At 44.7% G+C, this 21,933-nt stretch carries 19 protein-coding genes; 4 read left to right on the top strand and 15 right to left on the bottom strand.

Annotated elements, in window-relative coordinates:
* Positions 1 to 18: 18 nt before the first annotated feature.
* The 5 genes from ACYQ2L_RS06585 to ACYQ2L_RS06565 form a co-directional block, all read right to left on the bottom strand.
* Positions 19 to 1,704 (bottom strand): bacteriohemerythrin, encoded by a 1,686-nt coding sequence (locus ACYQ2L_RS06585; protein WP_460052982.1) that lies wholly within the window; start codon positions 1,702 to 1,704, stop codon positions 19 to 21.
* Positions 1,691 to 2,938 carry an FprA family A-type flavoprotein gene (locus ACYQ2L_RS06580; RefSeq protein ID WP_460052979.1) on the bottom strand — a complete coding sequence of 416 codons (1,248 nt, stop codon included), beginning with the start codon at positions 2,936 to 2,938 and terminating at the stop codon, positions 1,691 to 1,693. The genes ACYQ2L_RS06585 and ACYQ2L_RS06580 overlap by 14 nt, the downstream gene beginning before the upstream one ends.
* A gap of 78 nt (positions 2,939 to 3,016) precedes the next feature.
* Positions 3,017 to 3,487, bottom strand: coding sequence for a DUF188 domain-containing protein (locus ACYQ2L_RS06575; protein ID WP_460052975.1), 471 nt, complete (start codon positions 3,485 to 3,487; stop codon positions 3,017 to 3,019).
* Positions 3,487 to 4,752, bottom strand: a complete 1,266-nt coding sequence (gene manA / locus ACYQ2L_RS06570; protein WP_460052971.1) for a mannose-6-phosphate isomerase, class I — start codon at positions 4,750 to 4,752, stop codon at positions 3,487 to 3,489. Before manA ends, ACYQ2L_RS06575 begins: the two co-directional genes overlap by 1 nt.
* Before the next feature lie 32 nt (positions 4,753 to 4,784).
* Complete coding sequence (locus tag ACYQ2L_RS06565; protein WP_460052968.1) at positions 4,785 to 6,620, bottom strand: alpha-amylase family glycosyl hydrolase; 1,836 nt, start codon at positions 6,618 to 6,620, stop codon at positions 4,785 to 4,787.
* 270 nt (positions 6,621 to 6,890) lie between these two features.
* Between ACYQ2L_RS06565 and ACYQ2L_RS06560 the strand changes: the two genes are divergently transcribed.
* On the top strand, positions 6,891 to 8,555 hold the full coding sequence (locus tag ACYQ2L_RS06560) for a diphosphate--fructose-6-phosphate 1-phosphotransferase (protein ID WP_460052965.1): 1,665 nt from the start codon (positions 6,891 to 6,893) through the stop codon (positions 8,553 to 8,555).
* Positions 8,556 to 8,663: 108 nt separating this feature from the next.
* Positions 8,664 to 9,971, top strand: coding sequence for a radical SAM family heme chaperone HemW (hemW, locus tag ACYQ2L_RS06555; RefSeq protein WP_460052961.1), 1,308 nt, complete (start codon positions 8,664 to 8,666; stop codon positions 9,969 to 9,971).
* Between the two features lie 8 nt (positions 9,972 to 9,979).
* Here the strand turns inward: hemW and ACYQ2L_RS06550 are convergent, their stop codons facing one another.
* From ACYQ2L_RS06550 to ACYQ2L_RS06535, 4 genes are all read right to left on the bottom strand, one after another.
* Positions 9,980 to 10,444, bottom strand: a complete 465-nt coding sequence (locus ACYQ2L_RS06550) for a hypothetical protein (RefSeq protein WP_460052959.1) — start codon at positions 10,442 to 10,444, stop codon at positions 9,980 to 9,982.
* 113 nt (positions 10,445 to 10,557) lie between these two features.
* Entirely contained in the window at positions 10,558 to 11,412 is an 855-nt protein-coding gene (locus tag ACYQ2L_RS06545; RefSeq protein WP_460052956.1) for an ABC transporter permease, read from the bottom strand.
* On the bottom strand, positions 11,402 to 12,661 hold the full coding sequence (locus ACYQ2L_RS06540) for a quaternary amine ABC transporter ATP-binding protein (protein WP_460052953.1): 1,260 nt from the start codon (positions 12,659 to 12,661) through the stop codon (positions 11,402 to 11,404). Before ACYQ2L_RS06540 ends, ACYQ2L_RS06545 begins: the two co-directional genes overlap by 11 nt.
* Before the next feature lie 90 nt (positions 12,662 to 12,751).
* Positions 12,752 to 13,639, bottom strand: a complete 888-nt coding sequence (locus tag ACYQ2L_RS06535) for a glycine betaine ABC transporter substrate-binding protein (RefSeq protein WP_460052950.1) — start codon at positions 13,637 to 13,639, stop codon at positions 12,752 to 12,754.
* Between the two features lie 294 nt (positions 13,640 to 13,933).
* On the opposite strand from ACYQ2L_RS06535, the gene ACYQ2L_RS06530 reads away from it, so the two are divergent.
* A complete protein-coding gene (locus tag ACYQ2L_RS06530; protein ID WP_460052948.1) occupies positions 13,934 to 14,413 on the top strand; it encodes a MarR family winged helix-turn-helix transcriptional regulator in 480 nt (159 codons plus the stop codon).
* Positions 14,414 to 14,432: 19 nt separating this feature from the next.
* On the opposite strand, the gene ACYQ2L_RS06525 is transcribed toward ACYQ2L_RS06530, so the two are convergent.
* The 6 genes from ACYQ2L_RS06525 to ACYQ2L_RS06500 form a co-directional block, all read right to left on the bottom strand.
* The gene (locus ACYQ2L_RS06525; RefSeq protein WP_460052946.1) at positions 14,433 to 14,738 is read right to left on the bottom strand and encodes a YhbY family RNA-binding protein; all 306 of its coding nucleotides are present in this window, start codon (positions 14,736 to 14,738) and stop codon (positions 14,433 to 14,435) included.
* An 8-nt stretch (positions 14,739 to 14,746) separates the two neighbouring features.
* Positions 14,747 to 16,243 (bottom strand): DUF2779 domain-containing protein, encoded by a 1,497-nt coding sequence (locus ACYQ2L_RS06520; protein WP_460052943.1) that lies wholly within the window; start codon positions 16,241 to 16,243, stop codon positions 14,747 to 14,749.
* A gap of 2 nt (positions 16,244 to 16,245) precedes the next feature.
* A complete protein-coding gene (locus ACYQ2L_RS06515; protein ID WP_460052941.1) occupies positions 16,246 to 17,448 on the bottom strand; it encodes an acetate/propionate family kinase in 1,203 nt (400 codons plus the stop codon).
* Positions 17,445 to 18,248: a tetratricopeptide repeat protein gene (locus tag ACYQ2L_RS06510; protein WP_460052937.1), complete on the bottom strand. Its 804-nt coding sequence runs from the start codon at positions 18,246 to 18,248 to the stop codon at positions 17,445 to 17,447. Before ACYQ2L_RS06510 ends, ACYQ2L_RS06515 begins: the two co-directional genes overlap by 4 nt.
* A gap of 52 nt (positions 18,249 to 18,300) precedes the next feature.
* The gene (locus tag ACYQ2L_RS06505; protein ID WP_460052933.1) at positions 18,301 to 18,735 is read right to left on the bottom strand and encodes a response regulator; all 435 of its coding nucleotides are present in this window, start codon (positions 18,733 to 18,735) and stop codon (positions 18,301 to 18,303) included.
* Between the two features lie 374 nt (positions 18,736 to 19,109).
* Entirely contained in the window at positions 19,110 to 20,528 is a 1,419-nt protein-coding gene (locus tag ACYQ2L_RS06500) for a sigma-54-dependent transcriptional regulator (RefSeq protein ID WP_460052929.1), read from the bottom strand.
* Between the two features lie 39 nt (positions 20,529 to 20,567).
* On the opposite strand from ACYQ2L_RS06500, the gene ACYQ2L_RS06495 reads away from it, so the two are divergent.
* Positions 20,568 to 21,926, top strand: coding sequence for a deoxyribodipyrimidine photo-lyase (locus tag ACYQ2L_RS06495; protein ID WP_460052926.1), 1,359 nt, complete (start codon positions 20,568 to 20,570; stop codon positions 21,924 to 21,926).
* Positions 21,927 to 21,933: the final 7 nt, after the last annotated feature.

Genomic DNA, 21,933 nt, shown 5'->3' with positions numbered 1-21,933 from the left:
ACTGAAACCGGAACTGATTCAGCTGTGAACGCTTGCAGTTTCCGGCTTCAGTATTTTCTTGTTAATAAAAAAGTCCTTGTACTTACCGTCACAATCCCTAATATGATTTATGAGCCATGAACGCAGCACTCTCAGTGTTTCCAGAACAACTGTGTTGCTGCCTGCTTCAAACTCGGCTTTCAGCTCCATTGCTTTTTCCACGAGTTTGGAGTGTATCTGACTATGAAGCTCACAGTCAGGGTACCCATGTTCTCGAAAATTATGCAGTTCACACTTGAAATGGTAATCCGTGTATTTCAGAAGGCGATCCAGGACATCGCCAACACACTGACGCCCCTTCCCCTCAACCACCGCCAGATGCATATCATTTAGTATCCGGATAAGCTCCTGATGCTGTTCATCAAACAAATCGACATTAGTAGACAGATCATTGGACCAGCGAAAGAATCTTGTGTCCAGATCTTCCGGTGCTACTATTTCCAGTTTACTGAAAGCTGCGTGAACGACAGAAAGCCCCTGTTCGATACTCAAAGACCAACCCGCACTAATTTCAACAATCTGCTGCATCCTGGAAGATTCCTCATACAGATGCTGAACCCGGCTGGATGTATTTTCACTCAATTCAAGCAGTCCGCACATACTTGTATGCGTCTGTTCAGCGGCAGTTCCAATAAGTCCTTCCTGCTCCTGTATGAGATCAACAGTCTTCTGTAGCTGCTGGGCAGAATCCAGAATATGGGTAGTCCCGGCACGCTGTTCCTGCATTGCAGTCATAGTACTGTGCTGATGCTCATACACACTATCAATATGCTCTTCCAGATTGCTGAAAAGTGCATCCATTGAGTTGAACTGTTTAACCATATGTATGATTGTTGAATTCAGGTTACTCAACTCATCCTGGCTTTTAGCAGCCCCTGCAGAAGCCTGTGCTGCCAGAGCACGAATCTCACCTGCAACAACTGCAAAACCGGCACCATATTTCCCGGCCTTTGCGGCTTCAATTGCAGCATTCATGGCTAGAAGATGAGTTTTAGCAGCAATATCATCAATCAGTCTATTGGCCTTTTCCAGAGATTTACTCTGTGTAGATGCCTGCTGAATTGCTTTGTGTAAAACACCTAATGTTTCACGACCATTACGTGAGGAATCCTTGAGCTTGTCCATTCGCTGCTGAATTCGTTCGGCATTACCGGTAATTGATTGTATAGTCTGAAACAACTCCTCTACAGAAGATGAGTTACTGTCTACGATCCCTCGCTGTTCATTCAGCTGATCATGCAGTATTTTCAGACTGCCAAGAATTTCCATGACTGCCTGAGCACTCTCTCCGGCTGCTTTCAGCTGATCATCGGTATCTGTAACAATCAGGGATACCTGTCTGCCGATATCTTCAAAACCACTTGTGGTCATGAACAATGCTTCCCGCTGCCGGGTGCCTACCTGTTCCAGATACGCCGTTATTCCAGCAGGCTCTCCGAGATCGATTTTTGCAACTGCATTTAATTCCACTGTTACATCTGTGCTGTGTTTTTTACCGGACCTGCGATAAAAAAAATAATACACAGTAGCTATGAGAACCGCGGCGGCAGCTCCAGCGAGAAAATCAAGGTGGGCAGATATAGCTGATACAATTCCAAGCAGAGCACACAAAAAAAGGGATGACCGGACCGAACCAGTCATCCCTGCTATATTAATTTGCTGCATTAAGCACGCTCTCTTTCACCAGTCTACCAAGTTCGGCTCCACGCAGCCGAATCATATCCAGCTCATCACTGGAGGGCGCACCGTTGAATTCAACAGGATCTATAAACTGCCAGTTCATTTTCAGACGTGAAGTAATCTCGTCCAGTTCCTTCTGTGCACCGCCAGACCAGCCATAGGAGCCAAAGCGGAAAGCAAGACGATTCAACACTTTCTTCTTGCCTATTTCATCCAGAACGGCTGCCATCGGCGGGAACATTTTGTATTCGTAGGTCGGCATTGCAAGCACAACACCTGTTGATTGCCAGACATCCTTCAACACAAATGAGATATTACTTTCGGGGATCCTGTGCAGATGAACAGTGATACCTTCACTCTCAAGTCCCTCAACGACTGGTTTAATTCCCTGTTCAGTCATACCATACATGCTACCGTATATGACAGTCACATGTTCCTTTGCCGGACCTTTTGAGTAACCTGCATAACGAATATAGTCCGTGACGATTTTTGCAGGATTCCTGCGCCAAACGATTCCATGACCAGGAGCAATAGCCTTTATTTCCAGCGGACCAAGTTTGTCGATAGCCTTCTTTGTAGGAATGCTGAAAGCCGCAACTATATTAGCATAATACCGTAACGCTTCATCTTCGAAAAAATCAATTTCCTCCTGGCTTAGCATATCATCGTAAGGGGCGCTGCTCTGAACAGAACCGTAAGAGCCAAAGGCATCGCAGGGAAACAGTGTACAGCTTCTGGTGTCGTATGTGGCAATTGTTTCCGGCCAGTGTACATTAGGTATCTCATAGAAGCGTAATACGCGGCCCTGACCGAGATCGATTTCATCACCATCGGATACCGTCAGGATGTTTTCGGTAATACCGTAGAAAGCCTCTGCGATCTTCGCGCCCTTCTTACTGGTTACAATAGTAAACTCTGAACGAAGCTTTTTGAATGCATTCAGCCAGCCAGTGTGATCAGGCTCGAGATGGTTCAGAATAACATAATCAATGTCATTGATGTGAACCTGCATTTTCTCCAACTGCGAGAAAAGTGTTTCAGGTACTCCATCCCACTCACATACACCATCTACAATTGCAACCTTGTCGCCTTTGACAATGTAGGAGTTCATGGCTACTCCATGAGGAATAGGCCAGATTCCTTCAAACAGAATATTGTCGACATTAGCAGATAATCTGTAGATTCCTTCACTGACTTCACTAATTGTATTCTCTGACATGTATAACCCCCAAGCTGCTTTTTATCTGTCACTATTCTACAAGCAGCAGTGATCATACACAAGCAAGAGAGAAGTAAATTAGTAATTTTTTTCTAATTCACCACTGAGAGCCTGCTGGAACATCGCGGAAAATGCATGCAATTCTTTATGACCAAAATTGCTGGATCGTCCCGGATCAATTCCATCTGACCGGAGTTCAAATGCGAAATTGCGAACAGACAGACGTTCTCTGGCTGTATCCAGATCATAATGTACACCTCTGTCATTAATAACACATATTCCCATTGCAGCAAGTCGATAAGCAAGGGGGATATCCCGAGTTACAACAAGATCAACCGGGGATGCATGCCCGAGAATATACTCGTCAGCTACTCCCTCTCCTGAAGCTACTTCCTTCATCTGAACCGAGTCATGTCGCGGATGGGGAATCGGTCGGTTGGCAACAAGGATTGCCTTGATTTTACCCTTCAGAGCCTGACGGAATACCACCTCCCTGACTTTTGCAGGGAGGCTGTCAGCATCTAGATAAACCTTTCTGACTTCGGACATTATATACCTATGGAAGAAAGAAAGCCTTCTCCGGTTCCTCTGACGCTGAAGGATTCAACAGCATGCGGGATTATCACAGAATTACCTGAGCTGATCTCATGACCATTACCGTTTTCATCGTAAATACTCAGTCGCGAATTACGTCCTGCAAGTAGAATACGCGGACCGCTCCCCCCGGGTGTCCAGCTGCGGTCTATATATTGCGCTTTGACATCGGGCTGCAGACGAATCAAGGAGAACTCACGGAACAGCTGAGGAAATAACTCGGCACCGGGCTGAATTGTCTCGGCCTTCAGTATTCCAGGAGTCTCTCCGATGCAGCGAACGGTTTCTACCAGGGCATTTCCATCCATGTGTTTGATAGTCAGGCCAGCACGGATCACGTTATCGGAATTGGCCATGATTTCAATTCCCAATCCGGAAAGATACGCATGAAGCAAGCCTGCCTCAAGCGATACTGCTTCGCCTGGTTTAAGATTCAATACATTAAGATAAAGTGGAGCAATTGCACTGGGATCATCAGGAAACTGTCGACTCAAACGCAGTATCCATTCAGAAATATAGTAATCAGAAGGAAAAAGATCTGTCCTGGCTGCTTCCTGAGCTGCTGAAAGCAGCTGCAGACCTGCCTGCTTATCCCCAAGTAAAATTTTCATAAGACAGCTGAAGAAGGATTGGAGCGCTGTTTCAGATGTTCCCAGTTCATTGACTCGTTCATGCAGATCTATCAGTAATCCAGTCTTCAGAAGCTTTTTCCCGGCAAATGTGAACAAGCTGGTAAAGCAGGATTGTATCTGAAGTTCCGGTCTGAAGCCAGATAAAGCCCAGAAATCTGATTGAGCCACAATCATTTCAGGTTTATGATTGGCATCCTTGTAAATACGATGTGCTGCAGAAAGCGGTATTCCAGATTCTTCTTCACGGGCAAAACCGTCTCTGGCTTGTATTAAAGATGGATGCACCTGTATGCTCAAAGCCTTTTCAGCTGCAAGAATCTTGAGCAGATACGGAAACTCACCGAAAAAATCAGCAGCGACAGCCGGCCCGAGCCAGAAATCAGGATCTCTCTGGATTTCCCGGTACAGACTGACGCGATGTCCATGCAGTACTATCTGTGAGCTGTCACTGGGGTGAGCGCCCATCCATAGCTCAGCTTCAGGTTGGACTGTGGGCGCTGGTCTGTTCTGATAGGCGGCAATATGCTCAAGCGAACCCCAGGCATAGTTCTTGACGGGATTAATTAAATGAAAGGCTGTCTTCTGCATATGCATACAATAAACTGGCCTGCAGCTGCAGGTCAATCAGTTTCATCCACAAGCAAAAGCAGTGCCCATGACAGCCCCTGAAGAATCAGCTTACGCTTTTTTACTGTGATTCCTGCGGGTACAGCTATTCCAGCAAGATTCACGAAATCCCGGTCAACTATTACCGATACTGATATGCCTTTCATCGAACAGCCAAGCAGTTCCTCCGGGATATCCAACTGAACTTCGTCTGAACCGGCATTGGCACAAACAAGATAAATCGAGGCGTTCTCCCTCAATGCAAAAGCCAGGAACATTTTATGTTGTGATTGCAATTGACAGCTTCGTTTTTCAATTACACGAGAACTGGCAAGACGTAAAACAGATAGATTCCGTCTTGCGTGAATCAGACTGGAGCAGTAATTCAGAAGCTTTTCCTGACGACTGTCTAATTCTGCTGGAAGTCCATTTATCAGGTCGCTTGAATTATAGCTGTTTGCTATATATTTTCCGATGATTGCCCAATCACTATCCGGTTCATCTGTTCTGTCTGAATTCGATTTGCTTCTCCCGAATTCCTGGCCGGAATGAAGCATAACAATACCTTGACTGCATAACAATAAAAAATTCACAAGGCAGATGCGTCGGTCTATTTCCCGGATATCAGTGGAACGTGAATCATCAAGCTGACAGTTATAGGCTATAGAATCATGAAGGGTCATACCATCATGAGCAGCTGCATACTGGACAAGATTTCTCGGAGACATAACCTGAAAATATTTTACTGGGTTACCCAGCATATTCTGAACAAGAGCAGCAATATCAACTTCAGCTTCAGTTGCAAATCCTCTGCCAACCTCACGTGCTCCTCCGGATTTGAGCAGATCACGCAGTTCATCGTTAAATACAGCAACCTCATCGGTGAACTGCATATAATCCTGATCCATCATTCTAAGGTTGTGAGGCCCTGAATACATTCGCCAGCCTTCCCCATAGAAAAAAAGGTCGCTTCTCCCACTGGCTTTCTCAGCAGCAGCTTTGGCGGACAACACTGTATCTGCATCCAGCAAACCCATTAGGTCAAATCGAAAACCATCTATACCGAAGGTTTTTGTGAGATAGGTGACGGAATCACAGACCAGCTTTCTGACCATGTATCTTGCACTAGCCAGATCATTGCCGCATTGACTGTCAGAGCGAAAAGCTCCTCCATAATCCCTTCTGAAATAATATCCGGGAACTATATCCTCCAGAATAGAGGCATCTGCCATATGGTTATAGACAACATCGAGAATAACCCGCAGACCTGCAGCATGAAGTTCTCTGACAAGATTCCGTAATTCGAGTATCACCAGACAGGGATCCTCCGGATTTTCTGAATACCAGTTATTCAGTGCAAAAAAAGAATGGGGATCATAACCCCAGTTATAGTTACATTCTCCAGTAGAAGCATTATCAAAGCTCTGCCTGCTTTCATCAAGAAATGCCGTTTTCAGAACCGGCATTATCTGAACATGAGTGATTCCAAGTGATTTCAGATAAGGTATACGCTCTATACAGGCAGCAAATGTTCCGGGCTTGGCTATTCCTTTGTGATTGATAGTAAAATCTCTGATGTGTAACTCGTATATCACTGCATCACAGGGGAATACTGTTCCTTCAGCTAGTGGCACTGGATCCGCGAATACACTCGAATCCAGAACCAGTCCCCTTAGCTTAGGCAGGAATTCCCGGTTACTCACTCTGTTGAGTCCAACAGCACGAGCGTATGGATCAAGGCTCTTTCGAAGTCTCCCATCACGAACTATATGATATTCATAGAATAAATCGAGACACTTTTCAGCAGTTAGCTTTGTACTCCATAATCCGCTGCCTGGATCATATTCCATTGCTTGCGATAATAGTTGTACATCATGCCTACCGGATATATCTGAAATATCCTCCCGAAACATCACGAGATGAACATCATCAGCTCCCGGGGCCCATATACTGAATTCAGCAATATTTTCTGAGTTATTAAAGCTGACTCCTGGCTTCCAATCCGGCCCGGGTAATGGATGAATCTCGTGACAATCGTCGAAATGCATGCATTCATTCAAGCACAATCCTGACATTGAAGCAAGCTTGCAACATTCTTTCACAATGGGTAAAATATGGGCATGAGTACACTATACAAATCTCCATTGCAGAAAGCACGATACGAGTATCAGCCAAAGCTTCCGACAGCCCTACAGGGGAATCCTTCCGATATCGGCATAGAATTCGGTAGCGCAACCGAGGCTATTGCTGATCAGGCAGAACTGAAGACACTCTTCAGCCACACATATGGCAAGCCGATTGCCAGTTTTACCAAGGGATCCAACAAGATCAGCCTGAAAAAACTGAAGGTTGCTGTTATCCTTTCCGGTGGACAGGCTCCCGGCGGTCATAATGTAATAGCCGGGATCTATGACGGGCTCAAGAAAGCTAATCCAGAATCTGTCCTGATCGGATTCAAGGGTGGCCCTTCCGGTCTTCTCGAAAATGATTATGTTGAAATAACCGATGATTTCATGAATGAATACCGTAACACCGGCGGATTCGACATGATTGGGTCAGGTAGAACCAAGATCGCAACAGATGAACAATTTGCAACATCTCTACGTGTCGCAAAAGAAGAAAATCTTAGCGCAATTGTAATTATTGGAGGGGATGACTCCAATACCAATGCTGCCCTTCTGGCTGAATATTTTGTTTCAGAGGGAACCGATATACAGGTAATCGGAGTACCCAAGACAATCGATGGTGACCTTAAGAACGAATATATTGAAACCTCATTCGGTTTTGATACTGCCACCAAGACCTACAGCGAACTGATCGGGAACATTGGCCGAGATGCCAACAGTGCCAAAAAATACTGGCATTTCATCAAGCTCATGGGGCGATCAGCAAGCCATATTGCACTGGAATGTGCGCTTCAGACCCGACCCAACGTCTGCCTGATTTCTGAGGAAGTAGCTGAGAAGAAACAGACACTGGATGAAATTGTGCAGTCAATCGCCAGCACGGTTGCTGTCCGCAGCCAGAACGGTGAAGACTTTGGTCTTGTGCTGATTCCTGAAGGCCTTATTGAGTTTATTCCGGAAATGAACGATCTTATTGCTCAACTCAACGATCTTCTTGCAACTGAAGCCGCTGAATATGAAAAACTCAAGTCATTCGAAGATCAGTGTGACTGGGTCATCAAAAGGCTCAAAAAAGAGTCCGGAATCGTCTTCGCTGAACTCCCACCGGATATTCAGAAACAGCTTCTTATGGACAGAGATCCACATGGAAACGTTCAGGTCAGTCGAATAGAAACTGAAAAACTTCTAATCGGTATGGTAGAAAAGAAACTTGCAGAAATGAAAAAGTCCGGCAACTACAACGGTAAATTCTCTGCCCTGAATCATTTCTTCGGTTATGAAGGCAGATGTGCATTCCCATCAAATTTTGATGCCGACTACTGCTACAGCCTTGGTTATGCTGCGAATCTCCTGATATCACAGGGACTGACAGGCTACCTGAGTTCTGTGCGTAATCTTGAAAAGCCTGCCGATCAATGGCTTGCGGGAGGTATTCCCCTTACCATGATGATGAATATGGAACAGCGGCATGGTTCCCCCAAACCAGTCATCCGCAAAGCACTTGTAGAGCTGGATGGTGCGCCTTTCAAGGAATTCGTCAAGCACAGAGAGATCTGGGCAAGTCAGACCAGCTTTGTTTTTCCTGGTGCGATTCAATACTATGGCCCCAGTGAGGTTTGCGATCAGCCGACTGTCACATTGGCACTGGAAAAAGCCTGATTGTTTTACAGCAACCGAGATAGATAATCTCCAGCTGTGAATCACCGCTCTGTACATGCAGAGCGGTTTTTTTTCCACTTTATGTATACAGGAGTCGAGGACTTACACATGAGAAGACCGTATTCAGTGCTGACAGAAAGTCAGAAAAATCAATTTGCCAGACTCAAACCGGGAATAACACTGTTCCCGGAACATACTGAGGCTGTTTCGGTCTATATTCATATTCCATTCTGCTCAAGTCGCTGTAGATATTGCGATTTCTATTTTGAAACGGGTTGGTCACAGCAGGTACTGTCAAGAACACTTGAAAGAATACTGGAAGAGGCAGCTTTTTTTGCTGAATACTCAGCCTACCCATGCATTAAGAGTATCTATCTTGGCGGTGGGACACCCAGCATAATACCACCTCCCCTGCTTTATGATTTTCTCGGCCGTCTTAAAAAGAATCTCCGCTGCGAAAATCAGGTGTTCGAATGGACAATGGAAGCTAATCCTGAGCATATAAGTGCTGAACTTCTCGATGCCGCAAAAAAGCAATCGGTAAACCGTCTCAGTATTGGTGTACAAAGTTTCTCGGACAAACTACTTCGGCTACTGACCAGACGTGCATACAGAAGCACTGTAGAAAATGCACTGCAGCTTGTTAAAGATCTGTGGGTAGATAATAATCACACATGGAGCCTGGATTTTATTAGTGGCATTCCTGAGCAGACACCGGATGATATATACGAAGATCTGACGGCTGTTCATCACTGGCAGCCACCGCATATATCCCACTACAGTCTGACAATCGAGGAAAAAACTCCTCTGGATCAGCTTATTCAGCGTGGCGAGCTCGAACTACCTGACCAGGACGAGCTGTGGGAGCTGATGCACAAGGGTCTTGTAGGGTCAGGCTATGAGCAGTATGAAGTATCAAATTATACCAGAAACGGCTGTAAATCTGTCCACAATCTGAGTTACTGGAATATGCGGCCATACTGGGGACTTGGACCTGGCGCAGTTGGAACTATACCAGTAAGAGATGATAAGGGTACCCTGTTTCCCGCGAGGCTGACCAACCCAACATTATTTGAATACAGTTCGGCAAGCGATAGATCATGGAAGCATGAAATTGAAGCATTGTCTCCCTCTGACCTTTTCAAGGATTACTGTATAACAGGCCTGAGGACAAAAGACGGTATATCACTTGAAGATGTCGAGAAGGTGTTCGGCGAACATGGACTGGGACTTCTCCAGCTTTTCAGATCAGATCAGGAAGTTTTTTTTCTATCCCCGGGGAATGACAGTAGACTTACTTGTTCCGATAAGGGACGTATGCTGCTCGATTCAGTTGTCCGACATGGATTATCCAGTATTGAAGAAGAACTGAACAGCCTGAAACACGCACACTGGCCTTCCGCATGGAGCTGCTGATCTCTGACTCAGGTACGGTCAAGCGGACGGCCGCAATACTCAGCAATTATTTCAGCTTCCTCAAGCAGGAGTTTACCGTATTCTGCAGGACGTGAGTCAATCAGAAATGGTTCCTGACCGATAGTCCAGAGCAGTAACTGGCAGAGATCCCGGCCCTTCTGGTTCACAGTACTGCATTCAAATCGTTCAATTTCCCGCATTGAAATACCAAGATGCCTGCCCACAAACAGAAATCCCATTCTGTAATGCACCTCGGAGGCTTCCCGGTCAAATACCCAACGCTCGTCATACAGGAGTGCCAGAACGGCAAGGCATAGCACACCTATGGCAACCGGACTCCAGATGCCAGTATAAAAAGCTACCCAGGCTGTCAATACCGCAAGAGTTCCAAAAAACCAGCGGAACTGATGCGGAATGTGCACATGTAAACGCCCGTTTCGTAGTGGTGCAATGCGTAAGTGGAGGTCGAACATAGCTCTATTGTGCACATCCTGAGTGAACTGTGCAAGAAGAAGATTCAGGCAATTTGCAGATACAAGCAAAGCGCTGTTAAATAAACAGCGCTTGCCATCGGCCTAACTATATGCTATTTGGAAGCCATACGTTGAGACAGTGTGCCAAGTGCCTGGGTTACACGATCGAGAAAAATAGCGAGTATAACAATAGCGAGACCGGCTTCAAAGCCGACGTCGATCCGAAGCTGGGTAACTCCACGTGCAACTTCATTACCAAGGCCTCCGGCACCAATCAGACCAGCAATAACTACCATTGATAATGCAAGCATGATAGTCTGATTCACTCCAGCCATTATCGTAGACAATGCAACAGGAAGCTCAGCTTTGATCAGCATCTGACGGTTAGTACAGCCGAATGATATAGCTGCTTCCTTTATTTCTTTCGGCACCTGTCTGATCCCGAGATTTGTAAGGCGTACTGCAGGAGGCAGACTGAATATAAGTGTAGCCACTACCCCGGGAACTGCACCGAGTCTGAAAAACAGAACAGCCGGAATAAGGTACACAAATGCCGGCAAGGTCTGCATAAAGTCCAGAATCGGACGTGCGATATTCCATGCCTTATCACTCTTTGAGCAAAGAATGCCTGTAGGAATCCCCAGGAACAGGGCCATAAAAACTGATGTCAGAACGAGTGAAAAAGTACTCATGGTATGCGACCAGAGCCCCATGTACCAGATTATCGTAAATCCGATCAGGGTAAAGATTCCGACACCGCGGCTGGCGACAAACCAGGCTATCAAGGTCAGAATAATTATCATCAATATCGCGGGAGGAAACTCTAGTATAGAAGCAATTACATTTAATACCGCAATAATCACCGCACGTATCGCATCAAAAAGCCAGCCCATATTATCCTGCAACCATCGCACAACAGTTTCGAAGCTGCGTCCAATCTGGAAAATACTCTGTATGTTATTCAGCATTATGCACCTCCTGTTCGTCATCGTTACTCAACTGCTCACGCAATGACTGAGGGCTATTCTCTTGATCAGCTCCCTTTGACATCTCAGTTATAATGGCCGCACGGCTCAGTGCTCCATGAAATATTCCTTCGTCATCCGTAATTGCTATTGGATATTTCGTAGCCATTGCTGTCGGCAGCAGATCCGAAATCGGTGTGCTGTCATTGGTCGTATAAACATCATCAATTATAATAGAACTGATATCTTTCTCGCCTTTTTTATGGAGCCGCAGCACATCATCAATCGTGACAATACCCTTCAGTTTTCGTTGTGAATCTGTCACAAAAACTGACGAGATACTCTTCTGCTCCATGACCCGCATAGCGGCTTTCACATCTTCACGCGGATAGGTAATAGAACTTGCACGGAAACCCAATGTCGATGCGGTAATAACTTTTGTGTGATCAACATTCTGTACAAAGCGCTCAACGTATTCATCTGCAGGATTAGAGAGGATTTCCTCTGGAGTTCCAATCTGCCGTACCCGGCCGTCAGGACCGAGAATCGCAATACGATCACCTAGTTTGAGTGCTTCATCCAGATCATGGGTAATGAATACAATTGTTTTGTTCATACGTGCCTGAAGTTCAAGCAACTCATCCTGCATTTGTGTACGGATCAGTGGATCCAGTGCACTGAATGCTTCATCCATCAGCAGAATTTCGGGATCGTTGGCAAGTGCCCGGGCAAGACCTACCCGCTGCTGCATACCACCGCTCAATTCAGAAGTCAGACTGTTTTCAAAACCGGCAAGTCCAACCAGTTTAACAGCCTTCATCGCTTTTTCCCGTCTTTGTTCCTTATCCATTCCACTTACTTCAAGACCGAATTCAACGTTATTAATTACGTTTCTGTGAGGTAAAAGTCCAAAATGCTGAAAAACCATGGACATTTTGCTCCTGCGAACCTCACGAAGCTTTTCCTTATCCATTTTCATGATGTCTTCGCCATCAATCAGTATTTCACCTGCGGTAGGATCAATGAGACGATTAAGACAGCGGATAAAAGTAGATTTTCCACTGCCGGACAAACCCATAACTACGAAAGTCTCTTTTTTATGAATCTCGAATGAGGCGCCATTAATTGCTATGGTGCAGCCAGTCTTTTTTAAGATATCAGGTTTTGAGACACCTTGTTTTATCAGTGGAATCGCTCGTTTAGGATTCGGGCCAAAGATCTTGTACAGATCCCTTATTTCTATAATTGCCATAACTCTCCTTTAGTACTTGCTATAGTACAAAATACTATTAAAAATCAGAAAAAAAAACTGCAGAGGATATCCTCTGCAGTTTGATAAAAACTACGGAATCCAGTTTTCCCAGATTTCCCGGTTCTGATCCTTCCATTCCCTTGCAGCCGCAAGTGTACTGAGGTTGGATTCATTAATATGAACCATCAGAGGACCGATAGTCTCATTGGTAAAATACATGTTATTCAGGAATTGATGCAGTTCCGGCTTGTCTTCAGCCAGACCTGTGCGTCCGATTATTTCTATGTCGTCAAGATCAAAGAAGATTTCTTCATCCTGTTCAAGGATAGCCAGATCAAAATATCCGAACATTGAGTGCGGCTGCCAGCCCATTCCGACGATGTATTCTTCATTACGGATCGCAGCATCAATTGCCGCCATCATAGCTGCATCAGAAGATGCCATCAGGGAAATTCCTGCTTCATCCAGACCGTATGAAGGAATAATTCCTTCCTCGGTTGTAATCATCATTCCTGCGCCTGCATCGATACCGGTAATAACACCGCCAAGCTTTTCTACAACCTCGGGTCGGGCAAGATCAGAAATGCTTGTGACGCCATCGTCGTACATGTACTGCGGTACGATAAGACCTGTCACACCATCATGATAAATAGTACCCACAACCTCAAGATCGCCCTCGTACTGATTCACGTAGTTAGCGTGAAGACCTGGCAACCATGCTTCCATAAAAGCATCATAGTCGCCTGAGGCAACTGATGAAAATGCGGGGCCTACATCTGCGGCCGTAATGGTTACATCATAACCCATCTCATCTTCAAGAATGGCCTGTGCAAGATGCGTCCAGGCTATGCCTTCTTCCCAATTCACGTAGACCAGACGGGCTTCTTTCGAAGTGTCTGAGGCCTCACATCCTGCGAAAAATAAAATCGGTGCTATGACAGCAATTACAAGCATTGCGATAATGCGATTCAGTTTCATATTAACTCCTTATGTTTACTGGTATAAATAATATACTACTAAAATTATGTACATCGGTCAAGTAATGAACAATCCGAGCGAAGAATAGACATGAAATAGTCAGATACGCCAGCTTGATAACTGCTAATTAGTTATTATACAATTAATTATGATTTTCCTACAATTTGGTGCTAATGCTTTGCAATCGAAATTTTTCTTTAGCGAGCTAAATAAAAATATAGAGGTAATTGAAAAAATGCACTTTGCAATATCCTCTATATTGCCCTAATAATGTTTGTGGTATAATCTATTGCTATGGCAGATAGTAATGAGCTTCGTAATGAAATATATCATCAGCTGCGCAAGATATTTCAGGCTCTATCCATTCACTCCAAGCAGCTTAACAAGAGGTTCGGTCTTACAGGACCGCAATTGATGATACTTAAGGCGATCGCTGCCCAGTCACATCCAACTATAGGAAATCTGGCAAGATCAGTATGCTTGAGTCAGGCTACTGTAACAAATATTCTGGATCGACTCGAAAAAAGAGAACTGATCGAACGAACCAGAAGTACAGTAGACAAGCGTCGGGTACTGGTAGATACGACCGATGCTGCTAATGAAATACTGAATGAGAATCCGACGATTTTCCAGGAGGATTTCACTCAAAAATTCGATCAACTGGACGAATGGCAGCAAAAAATGATACTGACAGCACTTGAACTGACTTCAAGCCTGATGGAGACAGACAAACTGCCTGTCGACGCCGGCTCGATTGGTGAGATGTTCTACTGATACAGCAGGTGTTAATGCATTATTTTGATGGGAGACGATAACGACGTTTTTCCGTGTTCTCACATTCTCTGTACAGAATTGCAGTATTGCCTATGATTCTTACAAGACTGGCATTGTTTTTCACAGCAAGTTGCTCACTGATTAGAGCGCGTTCGGCTTTAAAATCAACAAATCGAACTTTTATAAGTTCATGTGATTCAAGAGCCTGATTCACAGCTTCGATTATCTCTTCAGTAAAGCCCTTTCTTCCCACCATTACTACAGGTTCAAGATTATGGGCTTGTTTTGATAAATATTTGCGTTGAGAGCTTGTTATTTCTGACATCAGCAGGATTATACACGCTTAGAGAATTCAGTGCAACGAAGGAGCTCCCACAAACGACATAAATACAGTGTATCATTGCGGGAATACTGCTCGATTTCGTTCATAATCACCTGTGAATGCCAACGAGTTGGATAGGTACCATCCGGATAACCGCAGCGCTGCCAGTAATACTGCAAACTGGCAGTTCTCCCATCAAATACTGTCTTTGCATCATTGCACTCATCTGGACTCAAGACCTCAGTTAAAGACTTCAAGGAAGTCTTACCTTTCTGTTCCGGAAAATATACCCATCCAGACTCAAAAGGATGATGTAAATCGACAATTCTATCTCTGGCAGTCAACAATATCTCTTTGTTTTCACGTTTACTGGTATATTCAGAAAGAAACAGCAAACAATGCAGTTCCATCGCAGCCCCGAATACACCAATAGATCCAGCACCGGCAAGATCCTCGGCAAGCGAATCAGCAAGCCCGGAAAGATTATCTGAGGCTGGATCAAGGCATTTCCAGCCGCTGCTGGCAGCTGAGTCGGAAATCGAATACATAACAGGCACATACTGCCAGGGCGGCACTGATGGATATAATGTGATAGATGATTGTACTGACTCGAAGTCAAGAAATACGATTGACTCATCAATTTCCTGACACCATGCAGCCAGTGAAACGGCGTCCGGAAATACAGTATTTTCAATTAATGCCTTCTGCTGGTTCCTCTGTCGCTGTGACAGTCGCACTGAGGATGGTATGCTGCGGATATCCTCTATGCCGTCTCTGAGAAGACTTCGATAATCTCCTTTTCCTCTGAGAAGATGCCTGACATGATATGGTGAATTTTCATTTGCTGCGTCATCTGCAGCGGCACGCTGTATCGGAAAAAAAGCACCAGGCCCAGCATATTCGACTGAGGTTTCATCCATAAATGTCCTGGCGAGAGTCCTGATTTCTTCACCACGCTTTTTCACCAATCTGGTACCGGGAATGATTTTTCCACCCGGACCTATAAACTCTACATCTACATGAACAGCACCAGAATTACTCAGACAAAGATAAAACAGTGCAGTCTGGGTAATAATACCTGATTTCAATCTGGCATTCGGCAGTATACGTTGAATTTTCCAGCCTTGTGTGCCAACAGGAATCATAACATCGACAGAACACCATATAGACTCCTGCCAGCATGAGTATGGGTACACGAGAGTGGTTCTGTTGAGGTACGAGGATTTTGTCTTACAGGATGCTATAGCCAGCTCGTATTCGATCTCAGCTGTTTTGATTACACGAAGCGCTGTATCAGATCTGTAGGATTGAAGTCTCTGCTTGAGAACAAATGCCGGATCCGGACAGCGGTCGGCTTCCGGATAATAATTTATCATCGAAGAACGCACTTGCTGCTCAAGCAGCGCATCATGAGCAGCTGCTAATCTTTCTTCATCTCCGGAGGGTCTAACATCACGCTGCTTAAGCTTGGTTTCAAGCCAATCTGCAAAATAATCTGAAAAAAACACTATTACAGCATTTCATAAGTATCAATGGCAATCTGCAATTCTTCATTGGTTGGCATAACCATAATTGCAGTTGGACTATAATCTTTTGAAATTATTCCCGCTTTGTTGCCGTTCTCCAGATTCTTACGATGATCAATCACGAATCCAAGATTTTCAAGCATAGTACAGATGCGCTCCCGCATTCTGGTGCCGTTTTCACCTACACCACCTGTAAATACGAGAATATCTGTTCTTACAATATTTGCTGCGTAGGCTCCAATATAATGACGAATTTTATGGGCATAGACATCCAGGGCTTCTATCGCATTTCTGTTTCCGGATTCAGCCGCCGCTTCGACATCACGAAGATCATTAGATATACCTGACAATCCAAGCAAGCCGCTTTGCTTATTCAGAAGGACATTGAGATCCTTCTCGTTATAACCCCGTTCCATGAGATAAAACAGAATCGCAGGATCAATGTCACCGCTGCGGGTACCCATAACCAGACCTTCCAGCGGAGTAAAACCCATTGATGTATCAACGGAAATACCTGCGCTGATTGCAGTTATGGATGCTCCATTTCCCAGATGACAGACAATGAGATTCGTATTACTGGGATGCCGCTTCATAAACTTCGTGGCTTCTCCAGCTACATAACGATGGCTGGTACCATGAAAACCATATCTCCTGATTTTATATTTCTCATACAGATCTCTTGGGAGTCCGTACAGATACGCGGCCGGTTTCAATGTCTGATGAAAGGCGGTATCAAAAACAGCCACCTGTGTAACATCAGGCAGGAACTGCATTGCCTGCGTAATTCCTGAAAGATTTACAGGGTTATGCAATGGTGCAAGCTCAATACATTCAGTGATTGCCTCGATTACATGTTTATCAATACGAACTGAGGAACTATATTTTTCTCCGCCGTGTACAACCCTGTGCCCCACCCCCGTTATCTGATTGATATTTTCTACAATACCATTCTTTTCATTAGTAAGAGCCGTAACCATGAGCTGGACTGCTTCAGCATGAGAATCAATCGCCTGATTAAGGTTAATAGATCCGTTTATACCGCACTGAGACAGGTGTCCCGCTTCCGTTCCGATCCGCTCTACCAGCCCCTTACCCAGGCTTTTTCTCTCAGGCATTAAAAACACTTCATATTTGAGTGATGAACTGCCACAATTAATTACCAGTATACGCGCAACTTGATCTTTCAATTAGATTCTCCTTCAGCTTCTCTTTGTTGCAAAATATTTTCAGCTGCATCAAGTTGTGCAGCAACATCCTCATCTTCCGGAAATAGCTCAATGGCTTTCCTGAAATCTTCGGCGGCAGCCCTGTATTCACCTCGAAAAAGCGAAATATTGCCACGGTTAACGTAAGCCTCAAAAAAACCCTCACGATTCCGGATCGCTCTGCTGTAGGCTGAATAAGCCTGATCAAGCTCATTGCGGTCATAGAATATATTACCTGCATTATAATGTGCCTCGGCATAGGACTGATTGAGTTCTATGGCTTCAAGATAATCTGAAAGCGCTGAATCATATTCAGCGGAGGCATAGAAGGCATTCCCTCTGTTAACCAGCATACTGGCTGATGGATCAGTCTCAATGGCTGCGGAAAACAGCTGAATCGCGAATGTATAGTCGGCAGACCTCAGTGCAGTAAGTCCCCGATTGAATTGGGCATCAGCCAGATCAGAACGATTATCTGTGCTTTCTTCAGCCAATTCAAAGGAAACAGCCGCCTCCTCAAACAAGCCGGCATCGTACTGCAGGACGCCGACATTGTACCAATGTTCAAATTTAAATGAATTCGGTGGGTTCAGCTCGAGAAGAGCATCTATAGCAGCCACAATACTATGCTCTTTCAAACGCACTGCAGAAGCGGCTGCATCTGCATAAACCTCTTCAGGTCTAATTTCAGCATATAGCATCGCTGAAAGACAAAAGAAGAGAATACATGCTGCTGCAGTTAAAACATTGATCCTGTTATTGATGTTATTGAATAGAGACATATCTTGATTGTATAACGTTATCTCTAGCCAGTAAACTCATAGTTACCTAAACCTACTGTAGAACGGCTACAATGCGTTCAAGCACTTTTTTTCTGTCCAGGGGTTTCACTATATAATTCTTGGCACCTAGCAGAAGTGATTTTTTCACAAGATCATTTTTACCAAGGGCAGAAATCATAATAACCCTGGCATCTTTGTCATAAGAAACAATATGCTCAAGTGCTGTAACCCCATCCATTTTCGGCATGGTAATATCCATGGTAACAAGATCAATTCCAGGGTGAAGCTCTTTATATTTTTCAACACCTTCTGCACCGTCAGTTGCAGTTGCTGCAACTTCAAAGCCTGCACTGGTAAGAATCTGGCTTAGCTGTTTACCGGTAAACATTGAATCATCTACGATTAGTACTCGATATGCAGATCCGTCCGGTTTCAAACCCTCAGGTTCTTTGTCATTAATGCTGGGAAAATCAGATTTGGTTTTCATGCTCACATCTCCTGCAAACGATCTTTGGATAGCTCTAGTATACAAGAATACGGGAGCAAGTCAACGACTTGCTCCCGTAAGTGGATGAGGGAGGGAGGAATGGGACAGTCATATATATATTAATTTTACATTACATTTTTTTTTACATTCAATATTACATTTCTGGCAAAAATAATCCCATTGCCAGCCCAATTGCTGTGCATAAATAGTTATGCAATTATAGTGCCAAGAATTGAATCAGGAGTAAAAAAATGATGTTAAAATTTTAATTCCTTATTAAAAAAGGAATTAAAAAACAGATCTACGGAGATGAGTTCAGGAATATCAACTTGAGAGAGACTACTGTCTATGCAAAATGCATAATGAGTAAAAAACTATGCGTTTTGCATGCCTAAACGCCTGCTAAGTGTAGATTGAGCAATCCCCAGCATTCGAGCAGCAGCTGATTGATTCCCGTCACTGAGACGAATTGCTTCCTGAATAAAATAATCTTCCACCTCGGAAAGTTTTGGAAACCTACCTGTATAGCTTAATGAGACACCGCTCATAATCCCGGTCTTCCCGGGCGCTTCATTATTGCCGGTTATATAGCCTCGAATAGGCTCTATCGAAAGTTGAGGACCGTTTGATCTACTGACAGCATCATATACCAATGATTGGAGTTCACGAATATTCCCGGGAAAATCGTAGTTTTCCAGAATAGCGTATATTTCCTGCGGAACTTGCGGACGGCTTCGCTTCAGTTCGTTGCTTGCGGATCCGACAAAGAATTCGACCAGATGAGGTACATCCTCCATTCGGTCTTTCAAGGCCGGGACCCGAACAGTATGAGCCATCAAACGGTAATAAAGGTCCTTTCTGAAGCTTCCTGTCTCCATTTTTTCAGTAAGATTAGCGTTTGTGGCAGCAACAACCCTTAAGTGAGCCTTTCGAGGAACATCGGAACCAAGAGGATAATATTCAGCCTCCTGTAGAAGCCTTAGAAGCTTGACCTGAGCTCCCATAGGGAGATCCCCGATCTCATCCAGAAATAGTGTACCGCCTGCCGCATGTTCTACCAATCCCCTACGACTCGATGCGGCACCGGTAAAAGCTCCTTTCATATGGCCGAAAAGTGTATCTGAAAACATGGTTTCATCAAGTCCGCTCACATTACATGGAACGAACTCTCCAGGGCATTCACTGATGTTATGCAGCACCTGAGCAATCAATTCCTTGCCTGTACCACTCTCACCAAGGACCAGAACTGGTTTGGGACTGGCTGCAATTGCTTCAATATATGCGAAGAGCTGCCGCATTCGGTGGCTTACAGTTATAATATCCCGAAATGCTTCCGGCTGCTTGATTTCATAAGCCTGCATGGAGGAACTCAATGCCTGTATTTCCCTGCGAAGGGCCTGAAAATTAAGACCATGCTGTACTGCGGTAACCAGGCGAGGTTCTGATACCGGCTTGGTAATAAAGTCAAAAGCTCCCCGTCGCATACATTCAACGGCAACCTGTACGCTGTCCTCACTGGTAGCAACAAGCACCGGAATGTCAGGAAACTGCAGAGAAACCTGAGCGAGTACTTCCTGCCCGGAGACATGTGGCATATGCAGATCCAGCACTATTAGATCCACCTGGTGCTGTACCAGCACTGGAACGACCTGACGTGAATCATCGCAGATCACACATCTGGCGTTCAGGTTTGCCTCTATCTGCAGTGTATACAGTTCAGAACTAACCGGATCATCTTCCACGATTAAAACTATGGCTGGTTCATCAGTTTCTGTCAGTTGCGTTTCCATCATAAGTTTCATATTGTACGAAAAATACACTATTATACAACTATGTCATATACACCTTATGTAATGTACTGGATGCAGTCCTCTGTACGCAGTCACTGGAATCCTGCCCTCGAACGGGCCATAATCGAAGCTAACAAGCAAAATTTACCCCTGCTGGTTGTATTTGTACTGACCAAAGGGTTTATGTCTGCAAACGTCAGACATTACGCATTTCTACTGGAAGGCTTGCGTGAGACCTTTCAGGAACTGGGCAGTAGAAATATTACACTGCATATTGTCAGTGGGAATCCGCCCGATGCCATTGTCCTGCTCAGCAGATATGCAGAAGTTTGCATACTGGATCAAGGCTATCTTCGAATTCATCGCGATTGGTATTCTCAGATCAGAAAAAGGATCTCCAAGCCGATTATTCAGATCGAAAGTAATACTGTTCTTCCAGTACGCACTGCCTATCCGAAAGAGGCATATTCAGCCGGTATAATCCGTCCTAAAATTCATGCACTTTGGGGTGATTACCTGGAAGCAATCAAACAATATGAGCTGACAAACCATAATCTTCCAGATGTGAAATCACTTTATCCAGAGCTCGAGTTCCTCTCTGAGAGCGATTTAGAGGATAAACTAATGGATACTGCAGCCGCACATGCATCACCCGGCAGTATTAGCATTTCCAGCAAAATCAAGGGTGGAGAACTTCAGGCTGAAAGAAGGCTTCATATTTTCATAGAGCAGAACCTTGGAAGTTTTGCTGACGACAGGAACGATCCATCACTTGAAGGAAGCTCTATACTTAGTCCCTATCTTCATTACGGGATGATCAGCCCCCTCAGGATAGCACTGGAAGCAAGAGACAGAGGTTCTGGAGAGAGCGTTGATGTATTATGGGAAGAGTTGATTGTAAGGCGTGAACTATCATGTAACTTTACTGAATATAACGGCAACTATGATAACCCGGAATGTCTTCCGGATTGGGCACTGAAAACACTGCACAAGCATAATTCTGATCCTCGTGAATATCTTTATACATACGAAGAGCTGGAGCAGGCTGCTACACACGATAAGTACTGGAATGCTGCACAAAATCAGATGCGAATACTCGGATGGATGCATGGATACATGCGTATGTACTGGGGAAAGAAAGTTATCGAATGGTCACCTGATTTCGAAACAGCTTACGAACGACTGATTCGTTTGAACGACGACTGGGAACTTGACGGAAGGGATCCGAATGGATACGCGGGTGTTGCCTGGTGTTTCGGCAAACATGATCGCGCCTGGCAGGAACGGCCGGTTTTCGGGAAGATCAGGTATATGAATGATTCCGGCTTGAAACGGAAATTTAATATAGATGCCTACGCCGATAAATGGACGCAGACATCTGCTTCAGACCAATCGGACTGACGTTCAA

Source organism: Spirochaeta dissipatitropha, from assembly GCF_054657935.1.
This window is presented reverse-complemented; position numbering and strand designations above follow the sequence as displayed.

Excerpts from the sequence above, each read along its gene's own strand:
- ACYQ2L_RS06545 (WP_460052956.1), bottom strand. The coding sequence starts at position 11,412 with ATGCTGAATAACATACAGAGTATTTTCCAGATTGGACGCAGCTTCGAA.
- ACYQ2L_RS06580 (WP_460052979.1), bottom strand. The coding sequence starts at position 2,938 with ATGTCAGAGAATACAATTAGTGAAGTCAGTGAAGGAATCTACAGATTA.
- ACYQ2L_RS06550 (WP_460052959.1), bottom strand. The coding sequence starts at position 10,444 with ATGTTCGACCTCCACTTACGCATTGCACCACTACGAAACGGGCGTTTA.
- ACYQ2L_RS06510 (WP_460052937.1), bottom strand. The coding sequence starts at position 18,248 with ATGTCTCTATTCAATAACATCAATAACAGGATCAATGTTTTAACTGCA.
- ACYQ2L_RS06500 (WP_460052929.1), bottom strand. The coding sequence starts at position 20,528 with ATGATGGAAACGCAACTGACAGAAACTGATGAACCAGCCATAGTTTTA.
- hemW (WP_460052961.1), top strand. The coding sequence starts at position 8,664 with ATGAGAAGACCGTATTCAGTGCTGACAGAAAGTCAGAAAAATCAATTT.
- ACYQ2L_RS06505 (WP_460052933.1), bottom strand. The coding sequence starts at position 18,735 with ATGAAAACCAAATCTGATTTTCCCAGCATTAATGACAAAGAACCTGAG.
- ACYQ2L_RS06530 (WP_460052948.1), top strand. The coding sequence starts at position 13,934 with ATGGCAGATAGTAATGAGCTTCGTAATGAAATATATCATCAGCTGCGC.
- ACYQ2L_RS06495 (WP_460052926.1), top strand. The coding sequence starts at position 20,568 with ATGTCATATACACCTTATGTAATGTACTGGATGCAGTCCTCTGTACGC.
- ACYQ2L_RS06525 (WP_460052946.1), bottom strand. The coding sequence starts at position 14,738 with ATGTCAGAAATAACAAGCTCTCAACGCAAATATTTATCAAAACAAGCC.
- ACYQ2L_RS06565 (WP_460052968.1), bottom strand. The coding sequence starts at position 6,620 with ATGGAATATGATCCAGGCAGCGGATTATGGAGTACAAAGCTAACTGCT.
- manA (WP_460052971.1), bottom strand. The coding sequence starts at position 4,752 with ATGCAGAAGACAGCCTTTCATTTAATTAATCCCGTCAAGAACTATGCC.
- ACYQ2L_RS06535 (WP_460052950.1), bottom strand. The coding sequence starts at position 13,639 with ATGAAACTGAATCGCATTATCGCAATGCTTGTAATTGCTGTCATAGCA.
- ACYQ2L_RS06575 (WP_460052975.1), bottom strand. The coding sequence starts at position 3,487 with ATGTCCGAAGTCAGAAAGGTTTATCTAGATGCTGACAGCCTCCCTGCA.
- ACYQ2L_RS06585 (WP_460052982.1), bottom strand. The coding sequence starts at position 1,704 with ATGCAGCAAATTAATATAGCAGGGATGACTGGTTCGGTCCGGTCATCC.
- ACYQ2L_RS06540 (WP_460052953.1), bottom strand. The coding sequence starts at position 12,661 with ATGGCAATTATAGAAATAAGGGATCTGTACAAGATCTTTGGCCCGAAT.
- ACYQ2L_RS06560 (WP_460052965.1), top strand. The coding sequence starts at position 6,891 with ATGAGTACACTATACAAATCTCCATTGCAGAAAGCACGATACGAGTAT.